This window comes from Geitlerinema calcuttense NRMC-F 0142, from assembly GCF_030285425.1.
Window position 1 is genome coordinate 23799 of the sequence record NZ_JASVEJ010000022.1, and the last position, 23589, is coordinate 47387.

The following is a 23589-nucleotide window of genomic DNA, read 5'->3' on the forward strand; positions in this document are numbered from 1 at the left end:
GCGATGGGTTCATCAGCAGATATTCGTATTAGCGTGGCGTTAATTGCCAGGAATCGACCAGAATCTCTCAATCAATGTCTGGCAAGCGTGCGATCGCAAACCGTTCAGCCTTTTGAGATCGTTGTTTCTGATGACTCCGATCCGGAATTCGCACCTCAACTTGAAGCGATCGCAAATCATTGGCAATGTCGCTATTTACGAGGTCCCCGACGGGGAATGCAAGCGAACCGCAACCACGCGCATCTGGCGTGTCAAGGGACTCATGTTCGGACGATGGATGACGATCACGAGTTTCCCCCAGACCATTTTGAAAAGATCCAGAAAGCGGTAGAATCTGACCCTAAAAGCGTTTGGGTGTTGGCAGAATATCACGAACATCCTACCGCAGAATCCATTATTCATTTACCGGGAGAATTGCAGCCGAGAGGGTTTCGCAAACCTTTAGCAAACCCAGATGACTGCTTTGCGATTAGTGATGGGGCGGCGATTTATCCGCGAGAAATTTTCAACAAACATCGCTTTTTAGAAGGCTTGATTTATGCGGGAGAATTAGAATTTGGGGCGAGATTAAAAGCGCTTGGTTATCGCATTCGTTATTGTCCAGATACTTATATTATCCACCATTGCGGCGCTTATCATGAACCTGAAATAGTCCAAAAAAGTCAATTTATCGGTGCCTATTTAACTTATGCTTGCTATTTTAGAGATCGATGGAAAACTTTGGAATGTCTAATTTACTTTTTGAGCAAAGCTTTGCAAACCTCTCTGAACATCAATAATAGCTACTTTGGTTTAGAAGATTTTTGGGAAACTTGGAAATTAGGAAACAAGTATGGTCAACTTTTCCAAGATGGTAAATATGACCAAATGATATGAATCCTTTAGTTAGCGTTATTATCCCCACCTACAATTACGGACACTTTCTGGTTGAAGCATTAGAAAGTGTCTTTGGCTGTGCTTTTCCTCGCGATCGCCTAGAAGTGATTGTCATTGATGATGGTTCAACGGATGATCCTGAAATTAGGGTTCAGCCGTATCGCGATCGCATTCACTACATCCGCCAAGCAAATGCGGGTAAAGCGGTTGCGACTCAAGTCGGGATCGAGAAAGCAACAGGAAAATACTTGTTTAACCTTGATGCGGATGATTTATTTCTTCCCGAAAAGTTAGAAAGAGTCGTTGATATTTTTGAGCATAACCCCGATATTTTACATGTTGCTCACCCGGCGCTGTACTGGGATGTGACTGAAAATCGCAAGTTTATTGAAGATGTGCCGCAAGCAATTTTAGGCAAAAAACATCAGGGTCAATTTTTACTTTCATATTTCTATCGCCGTCGTATTTTATTTGGTGGTGGCTCCACGTTTGCGGCAAAGACGGACTTTTTGAAGTCCTTAAAAATACCTCCTCAATCGGGAATATTTGTAGATGAATATCTGGCGTTACTGACCCTCAGTCAAGGTAATTCGTACTTTATCGAAGAACCCCTTTCTATCTATCGAATTCATGGGAAAAATACCACTCACGTCAATGTAGAAACCGATATTCTGAGAATGAAAAATCAGATTGCTTGTATGGAAGCGATTTTAGAAGATATTCAAGCGCAGGATATAACAGCCGAAATCAAAACGCTATACGCTCTAAAAACCGAAGTCTTAAAGCTGGCAGTTAAAGAACAGCAAAATCAGAAATCGCTCAATGATATTCTGAGCTTGTGGCTGGCTCTCCTGAAAAACGCCAATCATTTTCATCCCGACTATTGGCGAGTCATCAAGCGGTACACCGTATTAAACCGGACGCTTCCCACGGGTTTAATTAAACAATTGAAACAACTGAAAAAGCGTTGAACTCAATTTTATGCAATATATCGCTCTACTGGGTCAACGACAATCAACTGCTGATGGTGTAGCAGACTATTGCGACTGTTTGGCTAAGGCAATGGCTCGACAAGGTGCCGATCTAGACTTAATTTGGGTACCTTGGAACGAAATGGGGAAAGTGCGATCGCTCTTTTGGCTATGGCAAGCTAGCCAACCTTGGAAAAACGAATGGGTTATCGCTCAATATACCGCTTCGGCTTGGTCTAAACGAGCTTTACCAGTTTTCTTTCTCTTCGTACTGCTGCTGTTGCGGCTGCGGGGTGTTCGGTTAGCGGTGATGTTCCATGAAGTGCAAGGCTATCCTGGGGAAAAACTTACTTACCAGATCCGCCGGAATGTACAACTCGCGGTGATTCAAGCTGCTATTCGTTTAGCCGATCGCGCTATTGTCAATGTCTCGCGCGATCGCGTTCCTTGGCTACCCACCGATCGCGATAACTTAGAGTTTATCCCCGTGGGTTCCAACATTCCGCCGCAACCCCACCGCTTTCAACCGGGAGAAGGGAAAACTGTGGCAGTGTTTGGACTCACCAGCTACGAGATTACCCCAGACGAGATTAACGCGATCGCCTACGCCTTACAACAAGCTAGCCAAAAACTCCCCAACCTCCGCCTCGTCACCTTGGGGAGAGGATCGAAAGACGCCGAACCCTATTTACAACAAGCCTTAAAAAATACCTCCGTCGAACTCGTCACCCTCGGTTTACTTTCCCCTGAAGAAATTGCTGCAACCCTTGCCAGTTCAGATGTTTTGCTATACGTTCGCGGCGAAATTTCCACCCGACGAACCACTGCGATCGCGGCTATTGCTTGCGGACTTCCCATTGTGGGTTACTCTGGCGTAGAAACGGGTTCTCCTATCCCGGATACGGGTGTCGTTCTCGTTCCCGAAGGCGACAAACCCCAACTTGCAGACGCCTTAATTCGGGTCTTGACCGATGACGCACTCCGGTTAGAATTGCATCAACGCAATTTGCAAGCCTATGAGGAGCATTTCTCCTATGATGCGATCGCCAAACGGTTTTTGCAGGTCTTAACCCCATGAATAAACCCCGCCATCGCGTTCTCCTCGTTTCTTCCCAGCCGATCCAAAACACCGCCGCCTTACGGTTAATGGCGGTACATCCCCAACTGGATATCCTCGTCGCTTACTGTTCGCTTCCCGAAGCGCAAACTCTCCATACCTCCTCCCTGCAACATAGTTCGGAATTTCTCACCCAAGCCGCCTTTGATATTCCCTGGTTAGAGGGGTATCCCTGGCGCTATATTCCCAACCGTTCCCCCAAACCCAACCTGACCAAACCCTACGGGTTAATTAACCCCGGTTTAGTCAAACTCATGTCAGAATACGACTGTTGTGTCGTATACGGTCATGCCTTCGTGAGTTTCTGGATGGCGATCGCCGCCGCTAAACTCAGCCGTAAGCCACTATTTCTCACCACCGACGCCACCTATCTAGAAGCGCCGGAAGGCGGAAACTGGAAAATTCCCCTCAAGCGGCAATTTTTACCCGCGCTGTATAACCAAGTAGCCGACGGCGTTTTAGTCCCCTCTTCGGCTTCCCGCCACTTTTTAGAGTCTTTAGGGGTTGCTTCTGAGAAAATCTTCCTCACCCCCTACGTCGTCGATAACGAACGGATCGCCTTAACAGCAGCGCAAACCCATAAAGCACAAATTCGCGCTGACTGGGGAATACCCGAAGATGCCGTCGTTGCCATCTTTTGCGCCAAATTTATCCCCCGCAAGCGTCCCCTCGATGCCATTCAAGCCTTTGCCAAAGCCAACGTTCCCAACAGCTATTTAGTCATGGTGGGGGTTGGACCCCTAGATGCCGAACTCAAAGCCGCCGCCGAACAGCTTGGCGTCGCGGATCGGGTGAAGTTCCCCGGTTTAATCAAATATTCTCGCTTGCCGGAAGCCTATGCCGCTAGCGATCTCCTGGTGTTTCCCTCCGAACACGAACCCTATGGCTTGCCAGTCAATGAAGCGATGATTTGTGGTATTCCGGTATTGGTCAGCGATCGCATTGGTGCCACCTACGATCTCGTCATTTCTGGAGAAACCGGGTTTGCTTACCCCTGTGGTAACGTAGAAAAATTTGCGGAATTGCTCCAAGAACTCTTGAGCGATCGCGATCGCCTCGTCAAAATGGGAAAAATGGCTCAGAAGCGCATGGAAACCTGGTCGGCTCGCGAAAACGTTGAAGGTTTAATCCTGGCGATTGAAAAACACCTCAACCCCTCAAAATAGATAGAAATAAAATCGCTCAAGCCATCCATGAAACTCATTAGTTATCTGAACCGACCAGAATATATTTTTCGACCCACCCAGGTCTATCAACGGTTTTTACAACGAACCTCATCCCAACCCTTTGAACGCGTGCAACTTCCGTGGGGAATTGAGATTAAAATTCGTCCTAACGAAGATTTAGGTTTAGCGATTTGGAAAATGGGGGTTTACGATTTATGCGTCACAGAACTGCTTTGGCGGCTAATCGACCCAGGAGAAACGACCCTTGATATTGGCGCAAATATTGGTTACATGACCAGTATCATGGCTCAACGGGTCGGTAAAACAGGTCAAGTGCTTTGCTTTGAACCCCATCCCGAAATTTATCAAGAACTTGCTGAAAATATTCAGCATTGGCAAGCCACCTCTGGATGGAACCAGATCCAGCCGCATTCCCTAGCCTTATCTGACGCCGCAGGTGAAGGCTTTTTAGAAACCACCAGTTATTTTGAAAGCAATCGCGGGACAGCCTCTTTAGCAGCAGAGAACTCTTCAACCTCTACGGCTTTACAAGCTCAAAAACAGGGGTACACAGTTCAACTCCAAAAACTCGATGCCTTAATTGACTCCGCACAAAAAATAGGCGTTGCCAAGATAGATGTTGAAGGACATGAAATTAGCGTCCTGAAAGGAGCCAGCCGTCTTTTAAGTCAATCCCAAATTCGCGATATTATCTTTGAAGATCATCAGGCTTATCCCAGTCCCGTCACAGAACTGTTAGAAAACCATCGCTATACCCTTTTTAGAATCAACAAAGGCTTCCTAAAACCCGTCCTCAGCCAATCTTTTAACCACCACCCCTTTTATTCTCCCTTCTGGGAACCCCCCAGTTATCTCGCAACGCTCGCTCCGCAAAGAACCCAACAACGCTTGCAGCATTTAGGGTGGAAATCTCTCAAAACCCAAACCGTCTGAGCCTTCCCGTGAACATCCTCATTTATTGTCCAACCTTTGACATCATTGGCGGCCTAGAAATGGTCATCGCCATCCTGGCCGATCAGTTTGTCAAATCCGGACATCAAGTCAAAATTGTGGCTCAAACCACGGCTACAGAGGCGACGGCTTTCCCCTTCGAGGTAATTCGCCAACCCAGTCGCGCCAAATTATTACAACTTGTGCAGTGGTGCGATATTTATTTTCAAGGAAATGTTAGCCTCAAGGGAATTTGGCCCTTATTGTGGGTTCGCAAACCCTTAGTGCTGACCCATCAAAGTTGGTATCAGCGCTTAGATGGTCGGCAGGGATGGCAAGATCGATTGAAACTCAGCGTAACGCGCAGAGCGATTAATATTTCAGCCAGTCAAAGTATTGCGTCTCATTTACCCGTGTCTTCCGCTGTTATCCCTAACCCCTATCGGGAGGATATTTTTTATGAAATGCCGGAGATTCCCCGAAATCGAGAACTTGTATTTCTAGGACGTTTGGTATCGGATAAAGGCGTGGATTTGCTTCTAGAAGCCTTGGGAAGCCTGCAAAAAGAAGGGTTAACCCCCCACCTCACGATTATTGGTACAGGCCCAGAGGAAGCCAATCTACGCCAGCAGGTCAGCGCGTTGAATTTGGAGAACCAGGTGGAGTTTGCGGGGACAAAACGCGATCGCGAACTCGCCACCCTCCTCAACCAACACCAGATCCTGGTAGTTCCCTCCCGATGGTCAGAACCCTTTGGCATTGTCGCGTTAGAGGGGATTGCTTGTGGCTGTGTCGTCATCGGTTCCAACCAAGGCGGACTCCCCGATGCCATTGGCAAATGTGGTGTAACATTTCCGAACGGGGATAGCCAAGCCTTAGCTACCCTCCTGAAAGAATTGTTACAAAACCCCTCTCAACTCGAAGGTTATCGACAAAGTGCGATCGCGCATTTAGCCAAACATACCCGTTCCGCCGTATCTCAAGCTTATTTAGAAACGATTAACCAGCATTTATGATTAGATTGATCGTAGCCTTTAGTGCGGTATTCTTAGTTTTTTATGTCTCCTGTCTAGACTGGCGCAAATCAGTCAAAGCAGTTTTCTTCCTAGTGGTAATGGAAGGCGCGCTACGGAAATGGGTATTGCCGCAAGCGAGTGAATTAATCTATTTCTTAAAAGATTTCGTGCTGTTAGGCGCTTATTTTCAATATTACTTTTTATCGGCTCTATGGCGAAAAGCACCTCCCAACCGAAGCTTTATTAATGTTTTGATATTTCTCGTCCTAGGTTGGGGTGTATTTCAACTCTTTAATACTAGCTTAGGCTCTCCAATTGTTGGCATTTGGGGAATGAAAAATTATCTCTATTATGCCCCAATGATGTGGATGCTTCCCAGCCTATTTCCCACAGAAGAAGACTTCTATAAGTTTTTGCGATCGCACTTACTCCTACTTATCCCAGTAGGTATTTTAGGTATCGTTCAGTACATGAGTCCGGTAAACAGTCCCATTAACGCTTATGCACCAGGTCAAGATGTAGAAGCAGGTATTGCAGTATTTGGATTGTCTAATAGAGCTAGAATTACCTCAACTTTTGCCTATATCAATAATTATGTCCCTTACTTGTTTGTTTGCTTTGGCTTGCTAATTGCGCTGTTTACCAAAAAACAAAATGTTTTTTGGCTGCAAATGACAATCGCCGAACTTATTCTAGCAAGCATTAACGCTTTTTTAACTGGATCGAGAACCACCATTTTTGCAATTGGCATATTCTTGATTGGTTACTTTAGCTTCAAATTTATGACTCAAATTGCCAGTGCAATTCGTCTATTGAAGTGGACTTTTGCGCCAGTTGTGTTTGGCGGAATTGCCCTATTTTATGGATTTCAAACGGAAGTCGATCGAATTTTAGATAGAATTCTTTATAGTGGAGATGTTGCCGACCGTATTTACCTTGTATTTGCCGAACCTTTTTTCTATATCAAATATAAAGAACTCGATGCCTTTGGGCCAGGATCTACCCACCAAGCAACCGGAATTTTACGCTCAATTTTAGGATTACCCTATGGAGAAATTCCGCCGGTTGTTGAATCAGAAATGGGGAAAATTATGCTAGAAATTGGTCCTATTGGATTTACCTTTTGGTATGTACTAAGAGTTGGAATTTTGCTTTCTCTATTCTTTCTGATCTTTAAACTCAAACGTCCTTTCCTCCGAGAACTGGCTTTGGTTGCTTTTCTCATTCAACTCATCTGGATTCCCGGTCAATTAGTCTTCCACATTACCTTTTCTGTTTATTATTGGTTCCTCAGTGGATTTATCTTTCTGTTGCCTTATTTAGAAAAAGTGGAAAACTGGAGTCAATACCAGCAAGATTGGCAAAATTATACTGATGAAGAAAGCTCCTATCTCCCTAATTCACCCTACGGGTAATCCTAACTCTCGCGAAGCAGCACTGGCTTTAGCTGAAGCAAATTTATTGCATGAAATTATTACTTCAATTGCTTATATTCCCAATCCAGGCTTTAAGCGTTTGCCTGCATTTGTGACTCAAGAACTAGAACGTCGAACTTGGATACCTCCCCAAAATGTGAATTTGCGGACGCATCCTTGGATGGAGATTTTGCGAGTCGGCTTGATGCGAACAGGGATTCACAAACGTTTCGGCATTCCAAACCAACGGTTAACTGACTGGATTTATCTATCCCTCGATCGACACGTCGCTCAATCCCATCTTAAGGGTTTGCGAGCAGTTTATGCTTACGAAGATGGGGCTGCTTGTGCTTTTGAAGCTGCAAAACAAGCTGGTATTTTGTGCCTGTACGACTTACCGATCATGTTCTACCGGATGAGTCGGGAAATTCAAGCTGAGGAAGCAGAACGCTTTCCCGAACTTGCGCCATCGTTACAGGCGGCGAAGGAACCCCAGTGGAAGCTAGAACGCAAGGAAAAGGAAGTTCAACTGGCGGATCGGATTTTTGTCGCCTCTTCTGTGACCCAGCGATCGCTCTTAGCCTTTGGCGTTGATGCTGCTAAAATTAGCGTCATCCCCTACGGCGCGCCTCTAGAGTATTTTCACCCCAAACCCAAATCCGATTCTTGCTTTCGTGCCATTTATGTTGGACGTTTAGAACCCCGCAAAGGCATTCACTACCTGTTAGAAGCTTGGAATTCTCTCAAGCTACCTAATGCAGAACTTTGGTTAGTGGGAATTAATGAATATCCCCCTGGCTGGCTAGACCGTTATGCAGGCAGTTTTCGCTACATTCCCTCAGTACCCCATACGGCCTTAAATGATTACTATAGTGCAGCAGATGTTCTAGTCTTTCCCTCTTTAGTCGAAGGATTTGGATTGGTTTTATTAGAAGCGATGGCTTGCGGTATTCCCATTATTACCACACCGAATACTGCCGGGCCTGATTTGATTACCGATAGCACAGAAGGCTTTATTGTCCCGATCCGGAATGTGGAAATTTTACAAGAAAAACTAGAGTGGTGCTACTCTCATCGCAGCGAACTTGCTCTGATGGGAAAAGCCGCACGCCAAAAAGCAGAACAGCTCACTTGGCAATTGTATCGACAGAATTTACGGAGCATGGTATATTCTTTGACTAAGTAAAAGATGTAAACAGATTATTGATTTAATTATGAAGCTATCAATTGTTATTCCTGTTTATAATGAACTCAGCACATTACCTTTAATTTTAGCCAAGGTTATCCAAGTTTTATCAGATGTTGAAAAAGAGATTATTATTGTTGATGATTGCTCCAGCGACGGAACGAGAGACTGGCTATCAAAAAATTTCGGTTTAAATCAGTTGGTGAAGGTTGGACTTAACGAAAAACATCAGATTGAATGCATTTCTGAATATGTAACTGAAGCAATAAATACATCGTCAATCAATTTGTGCGTGCTTTTTCATACTCATAATAAAGGAAAAGGTGCAGCTTTACGAACAGGATTTCAACAGGCAAGTGGAGATATTATTGTTATTCAAGATGCAGATCTGGAGTACGATCCTAGGGACTGGGAAAGAATGTGGTCTCTTTTTTTAGATGGATGGGCTGACATTGTTTATGGCTCTCGTTTCTACGGTATGCCCCATCGTGTATTATATTTTCATCATCTTCTAGGCAACAAAGTAATTTCTAATTTAATCAACATTCTATGTAATACAACCTTAAGTGATATTGAAGTATGTTATAAAATGTTCCATAAAGATGTCCTGAAAGCCATGAACTTAAACTGCAACGATTTTGGTTTTGAAGTAGAGTTTACCATCAAAGCCTTGATATCAAAGTATAAGTGGAGACTCTATGAAGTGGGTATTTCTTACTATGGTCGAACTTATTCTGAGGGAAAAAAAATTAATTGGAAGGACGGAATTAAAGCTCTATGGTATATTTTAAAATATAGATTTTTATAATTCAAAATATTTAGTGAATGGTTAAAATGCAATTAGAAACATTTCCCAAGAGCCATGTTAAAAAAATTATTCAAGCATTCGTAGGTTTAACTATCGGCTTTTTCTTTTTGTGGCTCACTTACCAAGAAACGGATTGGAGTACGGTTAGTTTACTTTTTACTAATATTCGCTATAATTGGTTGATTGCTGGAGTGACTTTTTATGCATTAGATTTACTCGCCAGAACCAATCGTTGGCGAATTATTTTAAAACCTATTAAGCTTTTATCTATCAAAGAAACCGGAAAAGCATTATTAGTTGGATATGCAATGAACTGTATCCTGCCAGCACGCCTTGGTGAAATATTTAGGGGAAACTTTACGGGAAAAAGCTATAAAATGCCTCGTTCTACAGTCATTGGCTCGATTTTTTTAGAACGCGTTGTAGATGGTCTAACAATTATTTTATGTATTCTTGTTGGAAGTCTTTTTATTCCTAGGAATGAAGGTGTAAATAGTCTTATTTTAGGGGCTTCGATTATCTTTGTCGGTCTCTTAATATTAAGTATCATACTCTCTGTCATTGCCAGACGCGGTTTTCTTATTAAATTTTCTGCAACTCTACACCAAAAAGTCCAGATGTTTACAGAAAGTGTTAGGAAAATCAATTTTTTTAGCTTGAGCAGCATTATTTATCTTTCGCTTCTGGTCTGGATGCTTGAAGGCATTTCAATCTGGTCTATCTTAAAATCTATTGATGTTTCTCTTCATTGGTCATCCATGTTGACTGTATTAGGTTTTATTAGTTTAAGTACGTTATTACCTTCTGCACCAGGGTACGTGGGAACTTATCAATATGCCTATGGATTAGCTCTAAATTTATTTGGATATGGTACAGAGCAAGGAGTTGCAGCAGCAACAATTGTCCAAATATTTATTATGGGAAGTGTAACCTTAAGTGGTTTAACAATTTACCTTTTTACTCTATTTAACTCAGGAGAGAAGATTAAATAATGAATGCACAAACATTTTGGCTGGAAAACTTAAAAGCTGCTGATGCTTATAATCATTGGATTATTTCACAAGTTCTCCCAGAATTAGGCGAATCAATTTTAGAAGTGGGTTGTGGCAATGGCAATTTTACCGAAATACTAGTAAAAAATTGCAATAGTATTGTTGCTGTTGATATCAATCCAGTGTATGTAAACATGGCAAAAGAGCGTCTTAAACATCAGCCTGGATTAGAAATTCTTAACGTAGATATTACTCAAACTCGTTTAGAAAGAAAATTTGACACAATTATTATGTTTGATGTTTTGGAGCATATTGAAAATGATGTAGAGTTGCTCCATCTGTTAGGACATTATTTAAGCGAGCGAGGTAAGATTATTATTAAAGTTCCAGCATTAAACTGTTTATACAGTCCAATGGATAAAGCAATTGGGCATTACAGACGTTATAACCGAAAAACATTGAAAAGAACATTTAAACAGGCAGGTTTAAATGTTTCCAAGATTTGGTATTTTAACCTTGTAGGTGTTTTAGGCTGGTGGATGAATGGCAAACTTCTTAAGAAGGTAACACCGCCCTCAGAACAGGTCAGTATTTTTAATACTCTTGTACCAATTTTAAGTTTTCTGGAAAGACTATTTTCTCCACCATTGGGTCTCTCTTTGTTTGCTGTAGCCAGCCCTCAAAACAATGAATGATTTTTTTTTGAATCAGTATCAGCGTGTTTTGAGTGATTGGATTTTAGAAGAACATAGAAAGAATTTGTTTCCTTATTTTGTGTTTTTTGTTTTATCAGGTTTGTTTTTTGGAATTAGCAGTTTTGTTCCTTATGAATTTACCCCTGATATTTCCTATCAATTGAAATCGGCCATTCAATTTTTACATGGAGAAACTCGCATCGTCAACTATTTTGCATACCCCAATCCCAATAATATTTCTCAGAACAGTTATGCTTGGATAGCTTGGTGGTCGCCAGGTATAACTCTTTTATTTTTACCATTTATGGCAATTGGAATACCAATTGCTGCTATGCTTAGATTAATTGCTTATATGTCTTTTGGGGTGGGCTGTGTTGGTTGGCTCAATCTTGCACGCTTTCTCAAAATCAATATAAAAACACAAACAATTTTTGCAATTATTTTAGCTTTATATGCGATTACTACAGGAGGAGCTATTCATTTTTATGTGGATGTATTACCATTTGGAATAATGCCCTGGTTTATCTTTATTGTCTTAAAAAATTTTACTTTGAGGCGAAAACCTTGGAATCTTCATCCTAGTCAGATTACTAGAATGATTTTAATGGGTTTAATTTTAGGGTCAATTTACTGGATTAAGTATTCAGCATTTTTGATTGTCTTGGGCTTTGTCCTTTATGTGTTTGTCTATTTTTGTCTTCAAGCATCTAAATCAACTTCGAGAAGAGATGGATTAATCTTATTTTCGTTTTTTGGCTTGGGTGTTCTAGTACCAGCAGCACTGTTAAGTATTATTCATAAATTTTTAGGGGGTGTTGCTAGCGCGGTTTCTCAAATGGAAGCAGCTAGTTTCAATTCTCCAAATACTCAAGGAATCGGTTTGTTTTATTCCCTGTTAGGTTCTCCAGGATTGGCTTTATTTAATAATATTGAATATTTACTAGGAGGAAGTCTCTACAAATTTTTTAATATAGCCGATGCGAATGCCGTAGAACTTAACAAAGCATTGATAGGAATAGTTGGTACTATCATAATAGCGCTCTACTTTATTTACTTTAAAAAAAAGTTTTCTAAAAAAATAATTTTGCTTTGGCTTTGCGTTACCTTTACACCATTTCTTATATTAGCTTATTTAGCTTATACGATTAGATATAACTTTTTGATTTCTCAAATTACTCGCTTCATGTTTCCTGTATTTACTTTTACCTTATTACTTTTAATTAAATGTACAGAATTGCAGTTTGCAAGTTCATATCGATCGATCAGAAAAAATATATTAATTAATGGTTTGGGATTAGTTGTAATTGTTATCTATGTTTTGATTGGTTCTCATTCACTTGCTTATTTTGCCAAGAAAGTTGCCATTAAATTAAATTATACTTCTTTTCAAGATTTATACTCTCCCTATGTTTCTAGTAGTAACAGTAAAGGTTTTTTTGGTACAATTCAATCTACAGTTACTTCTCCAAAAGACATTGTTTATTTGAAACTACCGATTTCTGAAGAAGAAATTTCTTCCGAACGAGTTGATATTGTGAATCGAACCCTGGGAGATTTCGGATGCTGCAATATCATTCCAATTAATGACGATATAACTTTAACTACATCTGAAAGCCTAAGAGTTATTATTGCGATCGCAAAAACGCTTGAGCAACAAGAACTGTCGCGAATCCAGTCTCGCTTTCCTCAAGCAGAATCTTGGATACGTTTACCCGATATTCCGGATGCTGAGGTTAATATTTGGTTTAGCGATTTACAAGTGGACTCTCGACAAGACACAATGTAATTTTTATGCTAAAGTCTCCTGGTTCTCAAGAACTACGCAGTTTTCACCTCTGGTTCCCGAATATCTTTGGCTTTAAAGGAGGAATTCAGGTTTATTCTGCCTTCCTGCTTCAGGCTTTACAAGAACTTTATCCTGAAAGCGAATATGAGGTGTTTCTCAAATTAGATAAACAAGCCACACCGGATCTCACTTTTTTGGATAAAACCCAGTTCCATTTTGTGGGAGGCTGGCCGAAGTTGATGCAAACGCCGGTATTTGCTACCCAATTGTTGGGATATGGTGTGGGAAAGCGACCGGATCTGGCGATCGCAACTCACATTAACTTTACCCTAGCTGCCAATTGGCTCAAACGGGTTGCAGGGGTTCCCTATTGGGCGATCGCGCATGGCGTAGAAGCCTGGGATATCCAACAGCCGCGCCTGCAACAAGCCTTAGCCAATGCCGATCGCATCTTGGCTGTTAGCGAATATACCCGCGATCGCCTCCTCAAAGAACAAAACCTCGATCCACACAAAGTTGGACTCCTCCCCAATACCTTTGACGAAAGCCGCTTCCAAATTTGCCCCAAACCGGCCTATCTTCTAGAACGCTACAACCTGAATGCCGATCGTCCCCTAATTCTCACCGTCGGACGCCTCTCAGAAACCGATCGATATAAAGGCTACGATCGCATTATCGAAGCCTTACCCACCATCCTGCAACAGATTCCCAACGCCCATTATCTGATCGTCGGGAAAGGCAAAGACCGCGATCGCGTCGAACGCCTCATTCAACAACTCAACCTCCAAAACCACGTCACCCTCGCCGGGTTTATCCCCGATGAAGAACTGTGCGACCATTACAACCTCTGCGATCTATTTGCCATGCCTAGCAAAGGAGAAGGTTTTGGGATCGTCTATCTAGAAGCCTTAGCCTGTGGGAAACCCACCCTTGGGGGCAACCAAGATGGGGCCATTGATGCCCTGTGTCGCGGTAAACTAGGAGCCTTAGTCGATCCTAACAGCGTTGAAGAAATTGCTCAAACCGCGATCGCCATCCTCAACCGTACCTACGATAACCCCCTGATGTATCAACCAGAAGCCCTCCGCCAAGCCGTTATTGACACCTTTGGGTTTAAGCGCTTTGTCCAAACCCTTGCCGCCTTATTCTCTCCTGCTATTTCTTACCCCTAACCCATGCGAGTCTTGCACGTCATTCCCTCAGTTTCTCCCCATCGCGGGGGGCCGAGTCGCGTCGCGATCAACCTAGTCAAGCATCTTCGAGAACAGGGCGTTGAGGCAGAAATTGCCACAACCAACGATGACGGGTCGGGTAGCGATGCCCCATTAGCGGTGCCTGTGAACTGCAAGAGCGAGTATGAAGGCGTTCCGGTCTGGTTTTTTCCCCTCAGCGCTTCTCCTCGCCAGAATGTCACCCTAGGGCGCGATAAGGGCTTTTTATTTTCAGCGGATTTAACTCAATGGTTGTGGAACCATATCCGCAGTTACGACATTTTAGACAACCACTATCTATTTTCCTACGCTTCTAGTTGCGCTGGCGCGATCGCCCGCTGGCAAAACGTCCCCTATACGGTTCGCACAATGGGACAACTCGCCCCGTGGGCCCTTGCCCAAAGTCGCAGAAAAAAGCAACTCTACGCCTTTTTACTCGAACGCCGCAACCTCAACCGGGCTGCGGCCGTTCACTGCACAAGTGCGGGTGAAGTGACGGATGTACGTAACTTTGGCGTAACTGCCCCGACCCTCACCCTACCTTTGGGAGTGGAATTTTCGCAACCCTTACCCGACGCCAAACAAAAGTTACGCGCCCGCTACCAGCTTCCAGGCGGCGTTCCCCTAATCTTATTTTTATCTCGCCTCCACTATAAAAAGCGTCCCGATTTACTGCTGCAAGCACTTCATCAACTCGGTTCGCAAACCACTCCCTTTCACCTTTTGCTCGCAGGTTCGGGTGAACCCGACTATTTAGAGACTTTAAAAGACCTCGTTTCTGGCTTGGGACTTGCGGAGAGAACCACCTTTACTGGGTTTGTCGCCGGAGAGGATAAAGATTTGGTTTTGCAAGGATCGGATCTGTTCGTGTTACCCTCTTTTTCAGAAAACTTTGGCATTGCGGTGGCTGAAGCGATGGCCGCAGGTTTACCCGTTCTGATCGCGCCAGAGGTGCAAATTGCCCCCGATATTGCCCAAGCGCAAGCGGGTTTAGTGGTAGAAGGCACCGTCAGCGCCTTTGCAGAGGCGATCGCGCATTTGTTAAACTCCCAGAGCGATCGCGTCCAACTCGGACGCAACGGCGTTCAATATGCTCAACAGCATTACACTTGGAGTGCGATCGCTACTCAACTGGCGAATAGCTATCAGTCCCTCTGTCAGAATAGTCCCTCAAATGCGATCGCCTCCCCATGAATACCATTCCCCTCCCTTTCCCCCTCAAATTCTTACAACCCCTCGACTTTCCCCGAAAACTCGGCATTTGCGATCGACTCTTTGGTCATCAACTCGCTGAAAATGGAATTTGTTGGGTTCAAACCTCTACGGGCATTCCCTGGAAACTCGATCTGACTAACCCCATTCATCGTTGGATTGTTTACGGAAAGTACGAAGGTGCAGCATTCTTAAAATGGTTGCGTCATTTTGTCCCTTCAGATGGAATCGTCATTGACTCTGGCGCTAATATTGGGCAAATGCTACTCTACATCGCCCAGTGGCTTCCCCAGGGTCAAGTCTTTGCTTACGAACCGGGAACAGCCCAAGCCGACTGGCTGGCAGAATGTCTCGCCGCCAACCCCCATTTGCCAGTCAAACTCATCCGTAAAGGCCTAGGCGCAACCCAAACGCAGCTTAAACTGGCAACCCCAGGCCCACAGTCTGCTCACGGTTTATGGTCGCATATTTCTGAAACTGAAGGCGAACCGATCGAAATTGTTCGCCTCACTGATGAATTAGGAAATTTTTCGGTTTCTCAGGTGGATGTTTGGAAGGTTGATTTGGAAGGGTACGAAATTCCAGCATTTCAGGGAGCCAAAGAACTTTTAGAAAACCAAAAGATTCGTGCCCTTTATGTAGAAATGGGCAGTAAAAATTATCAAGAAACGGTTGATTTTCTCAAGCAGCTTAACTACACCTGCTATCTTTTTGATGCTCGCGGTCAATTATTCAATCTTGAACAATCTCCCCATTATTCATTCCCCGTTTGGACGAATGGTTTGTTTTTATCTAAAGCGGAAGTTAAAAAATTAAACTAGACGGACAATTGAGCCATCCCTAGCAAGGTGTTTAGATTGTTCAGGTTTATCTCAATATTATCCCAGATTTTATGGGGATCTACGCCTTCGCGAGGTCGTTTACCTTCGCCAATTAGATAATAATAGTCTAAATCCAATTGGTGACTCAGCGACCAGTAGTGCGTTTCTACATACTCTGGAGAAAAAAGTTCAATAACCTGCGTTCCGGGTTGACAAAAGACGAGATTACTTAATCCGGCACCGTGGGCTGCTAAAACCACTTTGGCGCTAGCAAATAGTCTTGCTTGTTCCCCTACAGAAAGCTGTTCTAAATAAACAACTTGAAACCCCAAAGGCTTAAGAAAGTTAATCAATTCAGCCTCATTTTTGATTTTTCGATGGGTTGCACTAGCGCGACTAATATAAATTCGTCGTTCGCTTTCTGTTTGAAGGTTAATTGATGAATTTAAGAAGGTATTTCTTAAAAACTGACAAACCCAGTGAGGAATTTGTCCTGGAAATCCAGACCAAGATGGCAGCAACAATTGTTCCGCTTGTAAATGGATAAAGTCGCGATGGGCAATGATTTTATGGCTAGGAACTTTTAGCGCTTCTAAAGTTTCAATCTGAAAAGGTCGATGATAGCTAGAGAAGATGAAATGGTCAATATTATCAAAGTTTATTCCCGCTAAACGAAGTAATTCTAGGCGAGGTAAAACATCAAACATCCAGTGAAAGTAAACATCTGTCCCTTGAGTTGATAGAACGGCAGCAGTCCCCGACAAAAAATGAACGGCAGGCAGTTTCCGAACCATAAATAAACTATGATTTTGGAGGATTTGTCGATGCTCAATCGAAACATCTCCTAATAATTTATTGTCAGCAGAAATTACAGATCCGCTTTCCCAGATCGCCCGACCTTGAGGGATTTTAGCCACAAAAGTTGTCGGAAATTCATGAGCATAGTTTTGCCTAATTTTCCAATGAACTTGAGTATCTAGGGTTTTGGGAATCGGACGTTGAATGGAGTGACTTGGGTGAATTTCCTGGTAACTACTTAACGGATCGTTTTGGTATTTTTTATACCAATCGGCAGTTGTTGGATAAAATCCTGAAGGAGGCTTCATGCTAGAAGGAGATTCAGGAGTGAGATAAATAAAAGGCTTTACCGCAAGCTTTTGCAGGGGAATAATTGCTTTGCGATAAGCGTACCAGTAAGGTCTGAGAATATCTTTAATTGCCTGTTTATCCACCGTTAATGTCCTTGATTGCAAAGATTGCGCCAAACTAGCTCAATAATCTAGAGGGGAAATGCTAGACTATATACCATTTGATTGGGCAAAAACTCAATTCAGTATTGCTCCCCACGTCCTGTTCTTGCAAACACTCTTCTCAAACGCCTTTAAATCGATCTCATGTCCTATTCTCAACGGCTTTTGCAACAAGGAAGTAGTCTAACCCGCCTTGCCCATCGTTCGCGCTACGATGCTGTATTGAGCCTGCTGCAAGGCAATCAGTTTCAGCGAGCCTTAGACTATGGTTGTGGGGATGGTTGGTTACTGAGAAGTGCTTACGAAGCAGGTCTAGTTACGTCAGGAGTCGGCGTTGATATTGCGCCGCAAATGCTGTCCCTGAGCCAGGAAACCCTGGCGAACATCCCTGGATTTCAATTTTGTCTCCCGGATGCGATCGCCTCCCGGATCGAGCCGCAAAGCTGCGATCTGCTCCTGTGTACAGAAACGCTAGAACACGTTGATAGCCCTATAGAAATCTTAGACACCATCCTTTCCTACTGCAAACCGGGTGCTACCGTTGTCATCTCTGTACCGATTGAAATTGGACCTGCCTTACTCGTCAAGCAATTTGGACGTTATTTAGCCAACTTCAAAGGGCATTACGGCTACGAAAAATATACCCCAAAAGAACTCTGGGATGCAGCTTTTCTGTGGAATACCGATAGTTTTCCCTCCTCGCACTCCTTACCTTTTACAGGTTTTAGAGCGCATAAGGGTTTTGATTATCGCAAAATTAAGGCAATGCTCGCAGAACGCCTAAGCCTCGAAAAACAGGTTTGCACGCCTTTTCCCCTGTTGGGCAACTGGTTCAACAGCACCGTATTTTGGGTTGGACGCGTTTAGAAACCCCAACAGCGGCTTGTTGTATAAACCCAAGCGTCCTCGCGCCCAGGACGATAATGTTTTCGCTCAGACATGATGAAATTACCCATCAAATACTGGGTACCCCTTGGGGGGATCGCAACCGTAGCCGCCACTGAATTGACCTTGCGGCTAGCATTCGGCTTAGGGAACCCAGCACTCTTGCAAGCCGATCCTGAGATTGGCTATTATTTTCAGCCCAATCAAGAAATTTTGCGCTTTGGCAAACACATCCGATACAATCAATACGCTCAACGCTCTGACCCAATTACCCTCGAACGCTCTCCCGGAACGCTCAGAATCTTGATGACGGGAGATTCCGTCCTCAATGGCGGAAACCCCACCGATCAACCTCAAACCATTACTGAGTTATTCAAATCTCGCTTACAAAGCGCTGGATATTCAGCAGAGGTTCTCAACGCATCTGCCGGATCTTGGGCAATTGGCAATCAATTGGCGTATTTAACTCAATTTGGCTTGTTTAACAGCGATGCAGTGATTTTACAAATTGGCACTCACGATCTGCTGCAACCGACGAGTACGAGTCAGGCGGTGGGGCGCAGCCCGTATTTTCCTAACCGCGCGCCCAAAAGTGCGATCGCAGAAGCGTGGAGTCGCTATTTTTGGCCGAACGCCAGCGCGACGTTACATCTCTCCACCCCCAAGGGAGAATATCCGCCCCCAGCTCCGGCTGAACCCCAAAAACAGTTTGAGGAGAATATGATCCTTTTGGCAGAAATTATCTCTCTAGTGCGATCGCAAAACATCCCCGTCTTTGTGCTATTTACCCCGGACCGCCAGGATCTCGTGCCGAACTACCAAACCCCACCTTACAAACCCGAATTTTTTAAGCTCTTAGAGGCGTGGCAGGTACCTGCTATTGATTCTCATGCCCACTGGTCTAACCTGCCAACCCCACAAGTAGAAGGGTACTTTCGCGATATTGTCCATCTCAACGAGCAGGGGAATCAGGCGATCGCCGATCTGTTATTTCAAAAAATCTGCGTCAACCCCTCCCTTCTGCCCTGCCAACCCCAACCCTAGCCCTCCCAGCAAATTCTCCGTAAGCAAGCTGTGTCGTGGCGCACCTTCACCTTTGTGCGATTTCCAACACGCTTAGGGAATAATAGGTAAATCTTGAATCTGGGTTTTTGCTCTGATAGAAGGTTCTAAGGCATGATAGATGAAAATTTCACGAGGATCGCTAAGTTGCATCAATCCATCACTTCGCACCAAGGCGCTATTTGGTCAGGTAGTCTTTCAGAACCCGTGCGCCCATTCAGGCTATCAATTATTACGCAATACTACCCCCCTGATTATGCTGCAACCGGGCAACTGATTGAAGAACTCGCGACTCATTTAGGCGATCGCGGTTTAGAGATTCATATTTTCACAGGGCAACCGGGTTATGCCTTCGGTCAAAAATCCGCACCTCCCCGCGAATGTCTCGATAATTTAAACATTCGCCGTACCCGTACCGCCCAATTTGTGCCCCAACGCATTCGCGGTAAAGCCCTCAATGGGCTATTCTTTTTTTTGCGTTCTGCCTTGCACCTGTTGAAATCGGCAGGGCGCGGCGATGTGTTATTGCTAACGACAGCCCCCCCGTTTTTACCTATTTTGGGCTATTTCGTTCACCTGTGCTTTGGTCTTCCTTACGTCTGTTTACTCTACGATTTGTATCCTGACGTAGCTATTGAACTTAACGTCATTGAGAAAACTCATTGGATGGTCAAGTTTTGGGATGCACTCAACGCCCGCATTTGGCAAAAGGCTCAAGCGATTATCGTTCTGAGTTCTTCCATGAAACAGCGCGTTGAAGCCAAATGTCCTGAAGTCAGCGATAAGATTTCCATCATTCATAGTTGGGCTAATCCTAACCAGATTCTGCCGATTCCTAAAGACCAAAATTGGTTCGCTCATCGCCATAACCTAGCGAATAAATTCAGCGTTCTCTATTCGGGCAATATGGGACGATGCCACGATCTAGAAACCATTATGGAAGCGGCGATTCAACTGCAACATGAACCGATTCAATTTGTTTTTATTGGGAGTGGTGCAAAGCGTCAGGTTTGTCTCGACCTTGTTGAAGAAAAAGGATTAAAAAATTGCTTATTTTTACCCTACCAAGATAAGCAACTCCTGCCTTATTCTCTGACCTCCTGCGACCTCTCCCTCGTCAGCATTAGTCCAGGGATGGAAGGGTTAGTCGCTCCCAGCAAATTGTACGGGATTTTGGCCGCCGGTCGCCCAGTTGCTGCCATTTGCGAGCCGCATTCGTACTTGCGTCAACTGATTGCTGATGCGAACTGTGGAGCTAGTTTTAATAATGAGGATAGTACGGGATTAGCGAACTTTATTCGCCGTTTAGCCTATGACTCTCAACTGACTCAGTTGTTAGGAAACTCCGGACGCCATTATCTTTTGTCCCACTTTACACCAGAGATTATTGCTCAGGAATATTTACAAGTGTTGTCCTATAGCGTCCAATCCCACAAAGTCCACCAACGACTGCGCGATCGCACCCAAAAATCACCCAATTACTTTCTGGGTTAGTTCTCAGAGGCCTCGCCAACTGCTCAGTGCGTCTTTATATCAATTGTTTCAATACCCAGCTTTTTAGATTTGCACTTTGAGATTCAATCGCAATTCTTTCAGTCGGGAAAACTCAATGCTCCTCACTCATCGAGTTTCCCACGACCATCGGGCGCGTGCATCAATCATTGCCGCTTCACCATGCCAAAGCGGCTACTCTCTGGAGATCCCATCGTGATTGACTTCAGGCAGCGGGTTAGCAGCATCGCGAGATCGCATCTCCGGGGTATAGTAGCGATAATAATAATCTGCACCAGTCGATAACCCCTTCACGCCATTCGCAATTAACCCCAGAACTGGGACATAAGAGAGCTTCAGATTATCAAGGGTTTGGGTCAGTTCCGAACGTCCAGTTTTCCCCATTCCCACCACCAATAGCACGCCGTCTGCACGCACGCCGAGAATACTGCCATCGGCTAATCCTAGGGTGGGTGGCGTATCGTAAATCGTCAGATCGAAAGCCGTTTGAAACTGCTCAATTAAATTTTGCATTTTACGCGAAGAGAGCAGCTTAATGGGATCGGGGGGAATTTGCCCCGCCGTCAAGACAAACAGATGATCGTCAAAGGGCGATCGCAAAATCACCTCATTGGGGTCGATATCTGTAGTAATCGCATTACTTAAACCCCGCATATTCGGCAAACCCAAACGAGCATGAATTTGGGGACGGCGTAAATCTGCATCCACCAATAAAACCCGTTGGCCCATCGCCGCCGCCGCCCTTGCTAAATAAAGGGCTACCGTCGATTTCCCTTCCGCGGGCAAACAAGAACTAATCACCAGCGAACGAATCGGCGTATCCGAACTCAAAAAGCGAATATTCGTATACAGCGAGCGAAACGCCTCTAAAAACGGCGAGGAATTGTAATCCATTCCCTGTGCTGAATTGCTGAGTAGATGACCATTCTCGCCATCGCTGCCATGACCATAGCCGCCATTGGTTGAAAGACGAGCATTCCAACTGCCCAGAGAAGGCCAACTACTTGAACTCGGCTGCCCCAGATTCTTATCCTGTCGCTGTAAGCCCCGCTTAAACGGAATTAAACCCAATAACGGTAAACCCGTTAACTCCTTAATTTCATTCGGTGAATGAAATGCATTGTCCAACTGTTCTGCGAGTAAAGCCGCAGCAATCCCCAATAGCACCCCGGCCACCGTTCCTAGGGTCAGATTGCGCGATAAGTTGGGAGAAATTGGATAAAAAGGCGTATAGGGTTCAGAGATCACTTGCCACGACACCGCCTTCTGAGCCGCCTCAATTTGCAGCGTTTCCCGCGTTGCTAAAAAGCGATTCAAGCTATTATTAGCAACCTCTAATTCGCGCTGTAAATCCGTGTACTGTCTGGCTAAAGCCGGAATCAGAGAAAATTGCTGTCGCAGTTGGTTTTGTACCTGGTCTAAAGCCGCTAAACGAACCTCCAAGACCTGAATTTCATTGGTTGTGCGAACCAACTCTTTACTCAAATCCACTGAAATTGGTGCGAGATCGCCACTTGCCGTTGGCGGAGGCTGCATACCCAAAACCCGCTGAGATTCGCGGCTTAATAGCGGCAGCAAATTTTCTCGCTTTTCCAGCAACACTTGCATATCAGGGCTATCGGGCAAAAAACGAACCGATTCTCTAGCAATTTCGGCTTCTGTTTGCAGCAATTGATTGAGCAATTCCTGATAGCGCGGCGACTCGCTCAAAGCCGAAGCCAGCAATGCATCCGCAGGGTTTGACCCAAGCTGGCGCTGCAAAACCACATACAGAGATTGCTTTTGGGCGAGTTCTGTTTGCGAATCCTTTTGCTGTTGATTCACAACATTCATTAAGCTGGAAATTTCCACGCCCCGCGATTCTGGATCGATCAAGCTATAACGTCTGCGAAAGCTTTCTAGCTCCACTTGCAAAGAATTCACGCGCTCTCGCAACAAGGGTAACTCTTCCTCCACAAACTGGATGCCCCGTTGCAAGCTCTGTTGGCGAAGTTCTATGCCATATAAACCATAGCCTTCTACAAGCGCTTCTAAAACCGTTCTAATCTTTTGGGGGTCGGAGTCGCGATAGCTAATCGTAAGAATTTTAGTAGGGCGCGCTTGACCATCTTGAACCTGAACAATACTGAGTCGAGAGACGACTTCACCATAAGTGATGGTGGGGTAGATACTTTTGAGGTTTTCAATAATGGGTTCTAGAAGCTTCGGGGAACGTAACACTTCAATTTGAGTTGCGTAATCAAACCCCGAATCCGGTTGTCGAGAAGTCACTAACTCGCGGGATGAACTGGGTTCTGAGACAGGTTCAACCAGCATCCGAAATTCGGACAAGTAAACGAGATCGCGAGTTCCTGTCCAGACCCAGATTGCTCCGGTGAAGGCTGCGGTGACGCCCACTAAAACCCAGATCCGCCGCTTGATGATGTTAAAAAGCTGTTTAGGATCGAACTCATCTTTCTCCTGAAGCGAACTAGCATAGTAATTCAGGGGAATTGGTTGCTGTCCATTACGAGGCGTGCCTTGAGAAAATTTTCCAGTGGGCATTAGAACCTGGAGATTGTACAGAATACACTCATTTGATGAATCTATGCTAGCTCCAACGGGGAGCTGCATCTGTTTTCGCGAATTAACCTTAATGTTAGCGTTAGGTCAATCGC

Annotated in this window: 20 protein-coding genes; 18 read left to right on the forward strand and 2 right to left on the reverse strand. The window is 44.4% G+C overall.

Going from position 1 to position 23589, the window contains the following annotated elements:
• Positions 1-3 precede the first annotated feature (3 nt).
• Genes QQ055_RS05840 through QQ055_RS05910 form a run of 15 tightly spaced genes read left to right on the forward strand, consistent with a single transcriptional unit; the run spans position 4 to position 16223 of the window.
• Entirely contained in the window at positions 4-876 is an 873-nt protein-coding gene (locus QQ055_RS05840; protein ID WP_284475433.1) for a glycosyltransferase family 2 protein, read from the forward strand.
• On the forward strand, positions 873-1847 hold the full coding sequence (locus QQ055_RS05845) for a glycosyltransferase family 2 protein (protein WP_284475432.1): 975 nt from the start codon (positions 873-875) through the stop codon (positions 1845-1847). The genes QQ055_RS05840 and QQ055_RS05845 overlap by 4 nt, the downstream gene beginning before the upstream one ends.
• Before the next feature lie 10 nt (positions 1848-1857).
• The gene (locus QQ055_RS05850; RefSeq protein WP_284475431.1) at positions 1858-2925 is read left to right on the forward strand and encodes a glycosyltransferase family 4 protein; all 1068 of its coding nucleotides are present in this window, start codon (positions 1858-1860) and stop codon (positions 2923-2925) included.
• Positions 2922-4130 carry a glycosyltransferase family 4 protein gene (locus tag QQ055_RS05855; RefSeq protein WP_284475430.1) on the forward strand — a complete coding sequence of 403 codons (1209 nt, stop codon included), beginning with the start codon at positions 2922-2924 and terminating at the stop codon, positions 4128-4130. Before QQ055_RS05850 ends, QQ055_RS05855 begins: the two co-directional genes overlap by 4 nt.
• A 27-nt stretch (positions 4131-4157) precedes the next feature.
• The gene (locus QQ055_RS05860) at positions 4158-5084 is read left to right on the forward strand and encodes an FkbM family methyltransferase (protein ID WP_283361897.1); all 927 of its coding nucleotides are present in this window, start codon (positions 4158-4160) and stop codon (positions 5082-5084) included.
• Positions 5085-5092: 8 nt separating this feature from the next.
• Positions 5093-6097, forward strand: coding sequence for a glycosyltransferase family 4 protein (locus tag QQ055_RS05865; RefSeq protein ID WP_284475429.1), 1005 nt, complete (start codon positions 5093-5095; stop codon positions 6095-6097).
• Positions 6094-7512 carry a hypothetical protein gene (locus QQ055_RS05870; RefSeq protein WP_283361895.1) on the forward strand — a complete coding sequence of 473 codons (1419 nt, stop codon included), beginning with the start codon at positions 6094-6096 and terminating at the stop codon, positions 7510-7512. The genes QQ055_RS05865 and QQ055_RS05870 overlap by 4 nt, the downstream gene beginning before the upstream one ends.
• On the forward strand, positions 7472-8698 hold the full coding sequence (locus tag QQ055_RS05875; protein ID WP_284475428.1) for a glycosyltransferase family 4 protein: 1227 nt from the start codon (positions 7472-7474) through the stop codon (positions 8696-8698). The genes QQ055_RS05870 and QQ055_RS05875 overlap by 41 nt, the downstream gene beginning before the upstream one ends.
• Before the next feature lie 28 nt (positions 8699-8726).
• Positions 8727-9506, forward strand: a complete 780-nt coding sequence (locus QQ055_RS05880) for a glycosyltransferase family 2 protein (protein WP_284475427.1) — start codon at positions 8727-8729, stop codon at positions 9504-9506.
• 17 nt (positions 9507-9523) lie between these two features.
• Positions 9524-10498, forward strand: a complete 975-nt coding sequence (locus tag QQ055_RS05885; protein ID WP_286004361.1) for a lysylphosphatidylglycerol synthase transmembrane domain-containing protein — start codon at positions 9524-9526, stop codon at positions 10496-10498.
• Complete coding sequence (locus tag QQ055_RS05890; protein WP_284475425.1) at positions 10498-11193, forward strand: class I SAM-dependent methyltransferase; 696 nt, start codon at positions 10498-10500, stop codon at positions 11191-11193. The genes QQ055_RS05885 and QQ055_RS05890 overlap by 1 nt, the downstream gene beginning before the upstream one ends.
• Complete coding sequence (locus tag QQ055_RS05895; protein WP_284475424.1) at positions 11186-12979, forward strand: hypothetical protein; 1794 nt, start codon at positions 11186-11188, stop codon at positions 12977-12979. The genes QQ055_RS05890 and QQ055_RS05895 overlap by 8 nt, the downstream gene beginning before the upstream one ends.
• A 5-nt stretch (positions 12980-12984) precedes the next feature.
• Positions 12985-14151, forward strand: coding sequence for a glycosyltransferase (locus QQ055_RS05900; protein ID WP_284475423.1), 1167 nt, complete (start codon positions 12985-12987; stop codon positions 14149-14151).
• 3 nt (positions 14152-14154) lie between these two features.
• Positions 14155-15384 carry a glycosyltransferase gene (locus tag QQ055_RS05905; protein WP_284475422.1) on the forward strand — a complete coding sequence of 410 codons (1230 nt, stop codon included), beginning with the start codon at positions 14155-14157 and terminating at the stop codon, positions 15382-15384.
• Positions 15381-16223 carry an FkbM family methyltransferase gene (locus QQ055_RS05910; RefSeq protein ID WP_284475421.1) on the forward strand — a complete coding sequence of 281 codons (843 nt, stop codon included), beginning with the start codon at positions 15381-15383 and terminating at the stop codon, positions 16221-16223. Before QQ055_RS05905 ends, QQ055_RS05910 begins: the two co-directional genes overlap by 4 nt.
• On the opposite strand, the gene QQ055_RS05915 is transcribed toward QQ055_RS05910, so the two are convergent.
• A complete protein-coding gene (locus QQ055_RS05915; protein ID WP_284475420.1) occupies positions 16220-17455 on the reverse strand; it encodes a glycosyltransferase family 61 protein in 1236 nt (411 codons plus the stop codon). The two genes, QQ055_RS05910 and QQ055_RS05915, sit on opposite strands and share 4 nt — an antisense overlap.
• A 162-nt stretch (positions 17456-17617) precedes the next feature.
• Here QQ055_RS05915 and QQ055_RS05920 point away from each other — a divergent pair, with 162 nt between their 5' ends.
• The 3 genes from QQ055_RS05920 (at position 17618) to QQ055_RS05930 (ending at position 20914) form a co-directional block, all read left to right on the forward strand.
• Positions 17618-18340, forward strand: a complete 723-nt coding sequence (locus QQ055_RS05920) for a class I SAM-dependent methyltransferase (protein ID WP_283361889.1) — start codon at positions 17618-17620, stop codon at positions 18338-18340.
• A 75-nt stretch (positions 18341-18415) separates the two neighbouring features.
• Positions 18416-19402 carry an SGNH/GDSL hydrolase family protein gene (locus tag QQ055_RS05925; protein ID WP_286004362.1) on the forward strand — a complete coding sequence of 329 codons (987 nt, stop codon included), beginning with the start codon at positions 18416-18418 and terminating at the stop codon, positions 19400-19402.
• A gap of 165 nt (positions 19403-19567) precedes the next feature.
• Positions 19568-20914, forward strand: coding sequence for a glycosyltransferase family 4 protein (locus QQ055_RS05930; protein WP_286004363.1), 1347 nt, complete (start codon positions 19568-19570; stop codon positions 20912-20914).
• Between the two features lie 192 nt (positions 20915-21106).
• On the opposite strand, the gene QQ055_RS05935 is transcribed toward QQ055_RS05930, so the two are convergent.
• Positions 21107-23476: a GumC family protein gene (locus QQ055_RS05935; RefSeq protein WP_284475416.1), complete on the reverse strand. Its 2370-nt coding sequence runs from the start codon at positions 23474-23476 to the stop codon at positions 21107-21109.
• Positions 23477-23589 lie beyond the last annotated feature (113 nt).

What these genes read in the sequence shown, in the direction of transcription:
- QQ055_RS05910 (WP_284475421.1), top strand. Translation starts at nt 15,381, where the DNA reads ATGAATACCATTCCCCTCCCTTTCCCCCTCAAATTCTTACAACCCCTC.
- QQ055_RS05895 (WP_284475424.1), top strand. Translation starts at nt 11,186, where the DNA reads ATGAATGATTTTTTTTTGAATCAGTATCAGCGTGTTTTGAGTGATTGG.
- QQ055_RS05890 (WP_284475425.1), top strand. Translation starts at nt 10,498, where the DNA reads ATGAATGCACAAACATTTTGGCTGGAAAACTTAAAAGCTGCTGATGCT.
- QQ055_RS05855 (WP_284475430.1), top strand. Translation starts at nt 2,922, where the DNA reads ATGAATAAACCCCGCCATCGCGTTCTCCTCGTTTCTTCCCAGCCGATC.
- QQ055_RS05860 (WP_283361897.1), top strand. Translation starts at nt 4,158, where the DNA reads ATGAAACTCATTAGTTATCTGAACCGACCAGAATATATTTTTCGACCC.
- QQ055_RS05935 (WP_284475416.1), bottom strand. Translation starts at nt 23,476, where the DNA reads ATGCCCACTGGAAAATTTTCTCAAGGCACGCCTCGTAATGGACAGCAA.
- QQ055_RS05840 (WP_284475433.1), top strand. Translation starts at nt 4, where the DNA reads ATGGGTTCATCAGCAGATATTCGTATTAGCGTGGCGTTAATTGCCAGG.
- QQ055_RS05885 (WP_286004361.1), top strand. Translation starts at nt 9,524, where the DNA reads ATGGTTAAAATGCAATTAGAAACATTTCCCAAGAGCCATGTTAAAAAA.
- QQ055_RS05870 (WP_283361895.1), top strand. Translation starts at nt 6,094, where the DNA reads ATGATTAGATTGATCGTAGCCTTTAGTGCGGTATTCTTAGTTTTTTAT.
- QQ055_RS05925 (WP_286004362.1), top strand. Translation starts at nt 18,416, where the DNA reads ATGAAATTACCCATCAAATACTGGGTACCCCTTGGGGGGATCGCAACC.
- QQ055_RS05850 (WP_284475431.1), top strand. Translation starts at nt 1,858, where the DNA reads ATGCAATATATCGCTCTACTGGGTCAACGACAATCAACTGCTGATGGT.
- QQ055_RS05920 (WP_283361889.1), top strand. Translation starts at nt 17,618, where the DNA reads ATGTCCTATTCTCAACGGCTTTTGCAACAAGGAAGTAGTCTAACCCGC.
- QQ055_RS05905 (WP_284475422.1), top strand. Translation starts at nt 14,155, where the DNA reads ATGCGAGTCTTGCACGTCATTCCCTCAGTTTCTCCCCATCGCGGGGGG.
- QQ055_RS05900 (WP_284475423.1), top strand. Translation starts at nt 12,985, where the DNA reads ATGCTAAAGTCTCCTGGTTCTCAAGAACTACGCAGTTTTCACCTCTGG.
- QQ055_RS05845 (WP_284475432.1), top strand. Translation starts at nt 873, where the DNA reads ATGAATCCTTTAGTTAGCGTTATTATCCCCACCTACAATTACGGACAC.
- QQ055_RS05875 (WP_284475428.1), top strand. Translation starts at nt 7,472, where the DNA reads ATGAAGAAAGCTCCTATCTCCCTAATTCACCCTACGGGTAATCCTAAC.
- QQ055_RS05880 (WP_284475427.1), top strand. Translation starts at nt 8,727, where the DNA reads ATGAAGCTATCAATTGTTATTCCTGTTTATAATGAACTCAGCACATTA.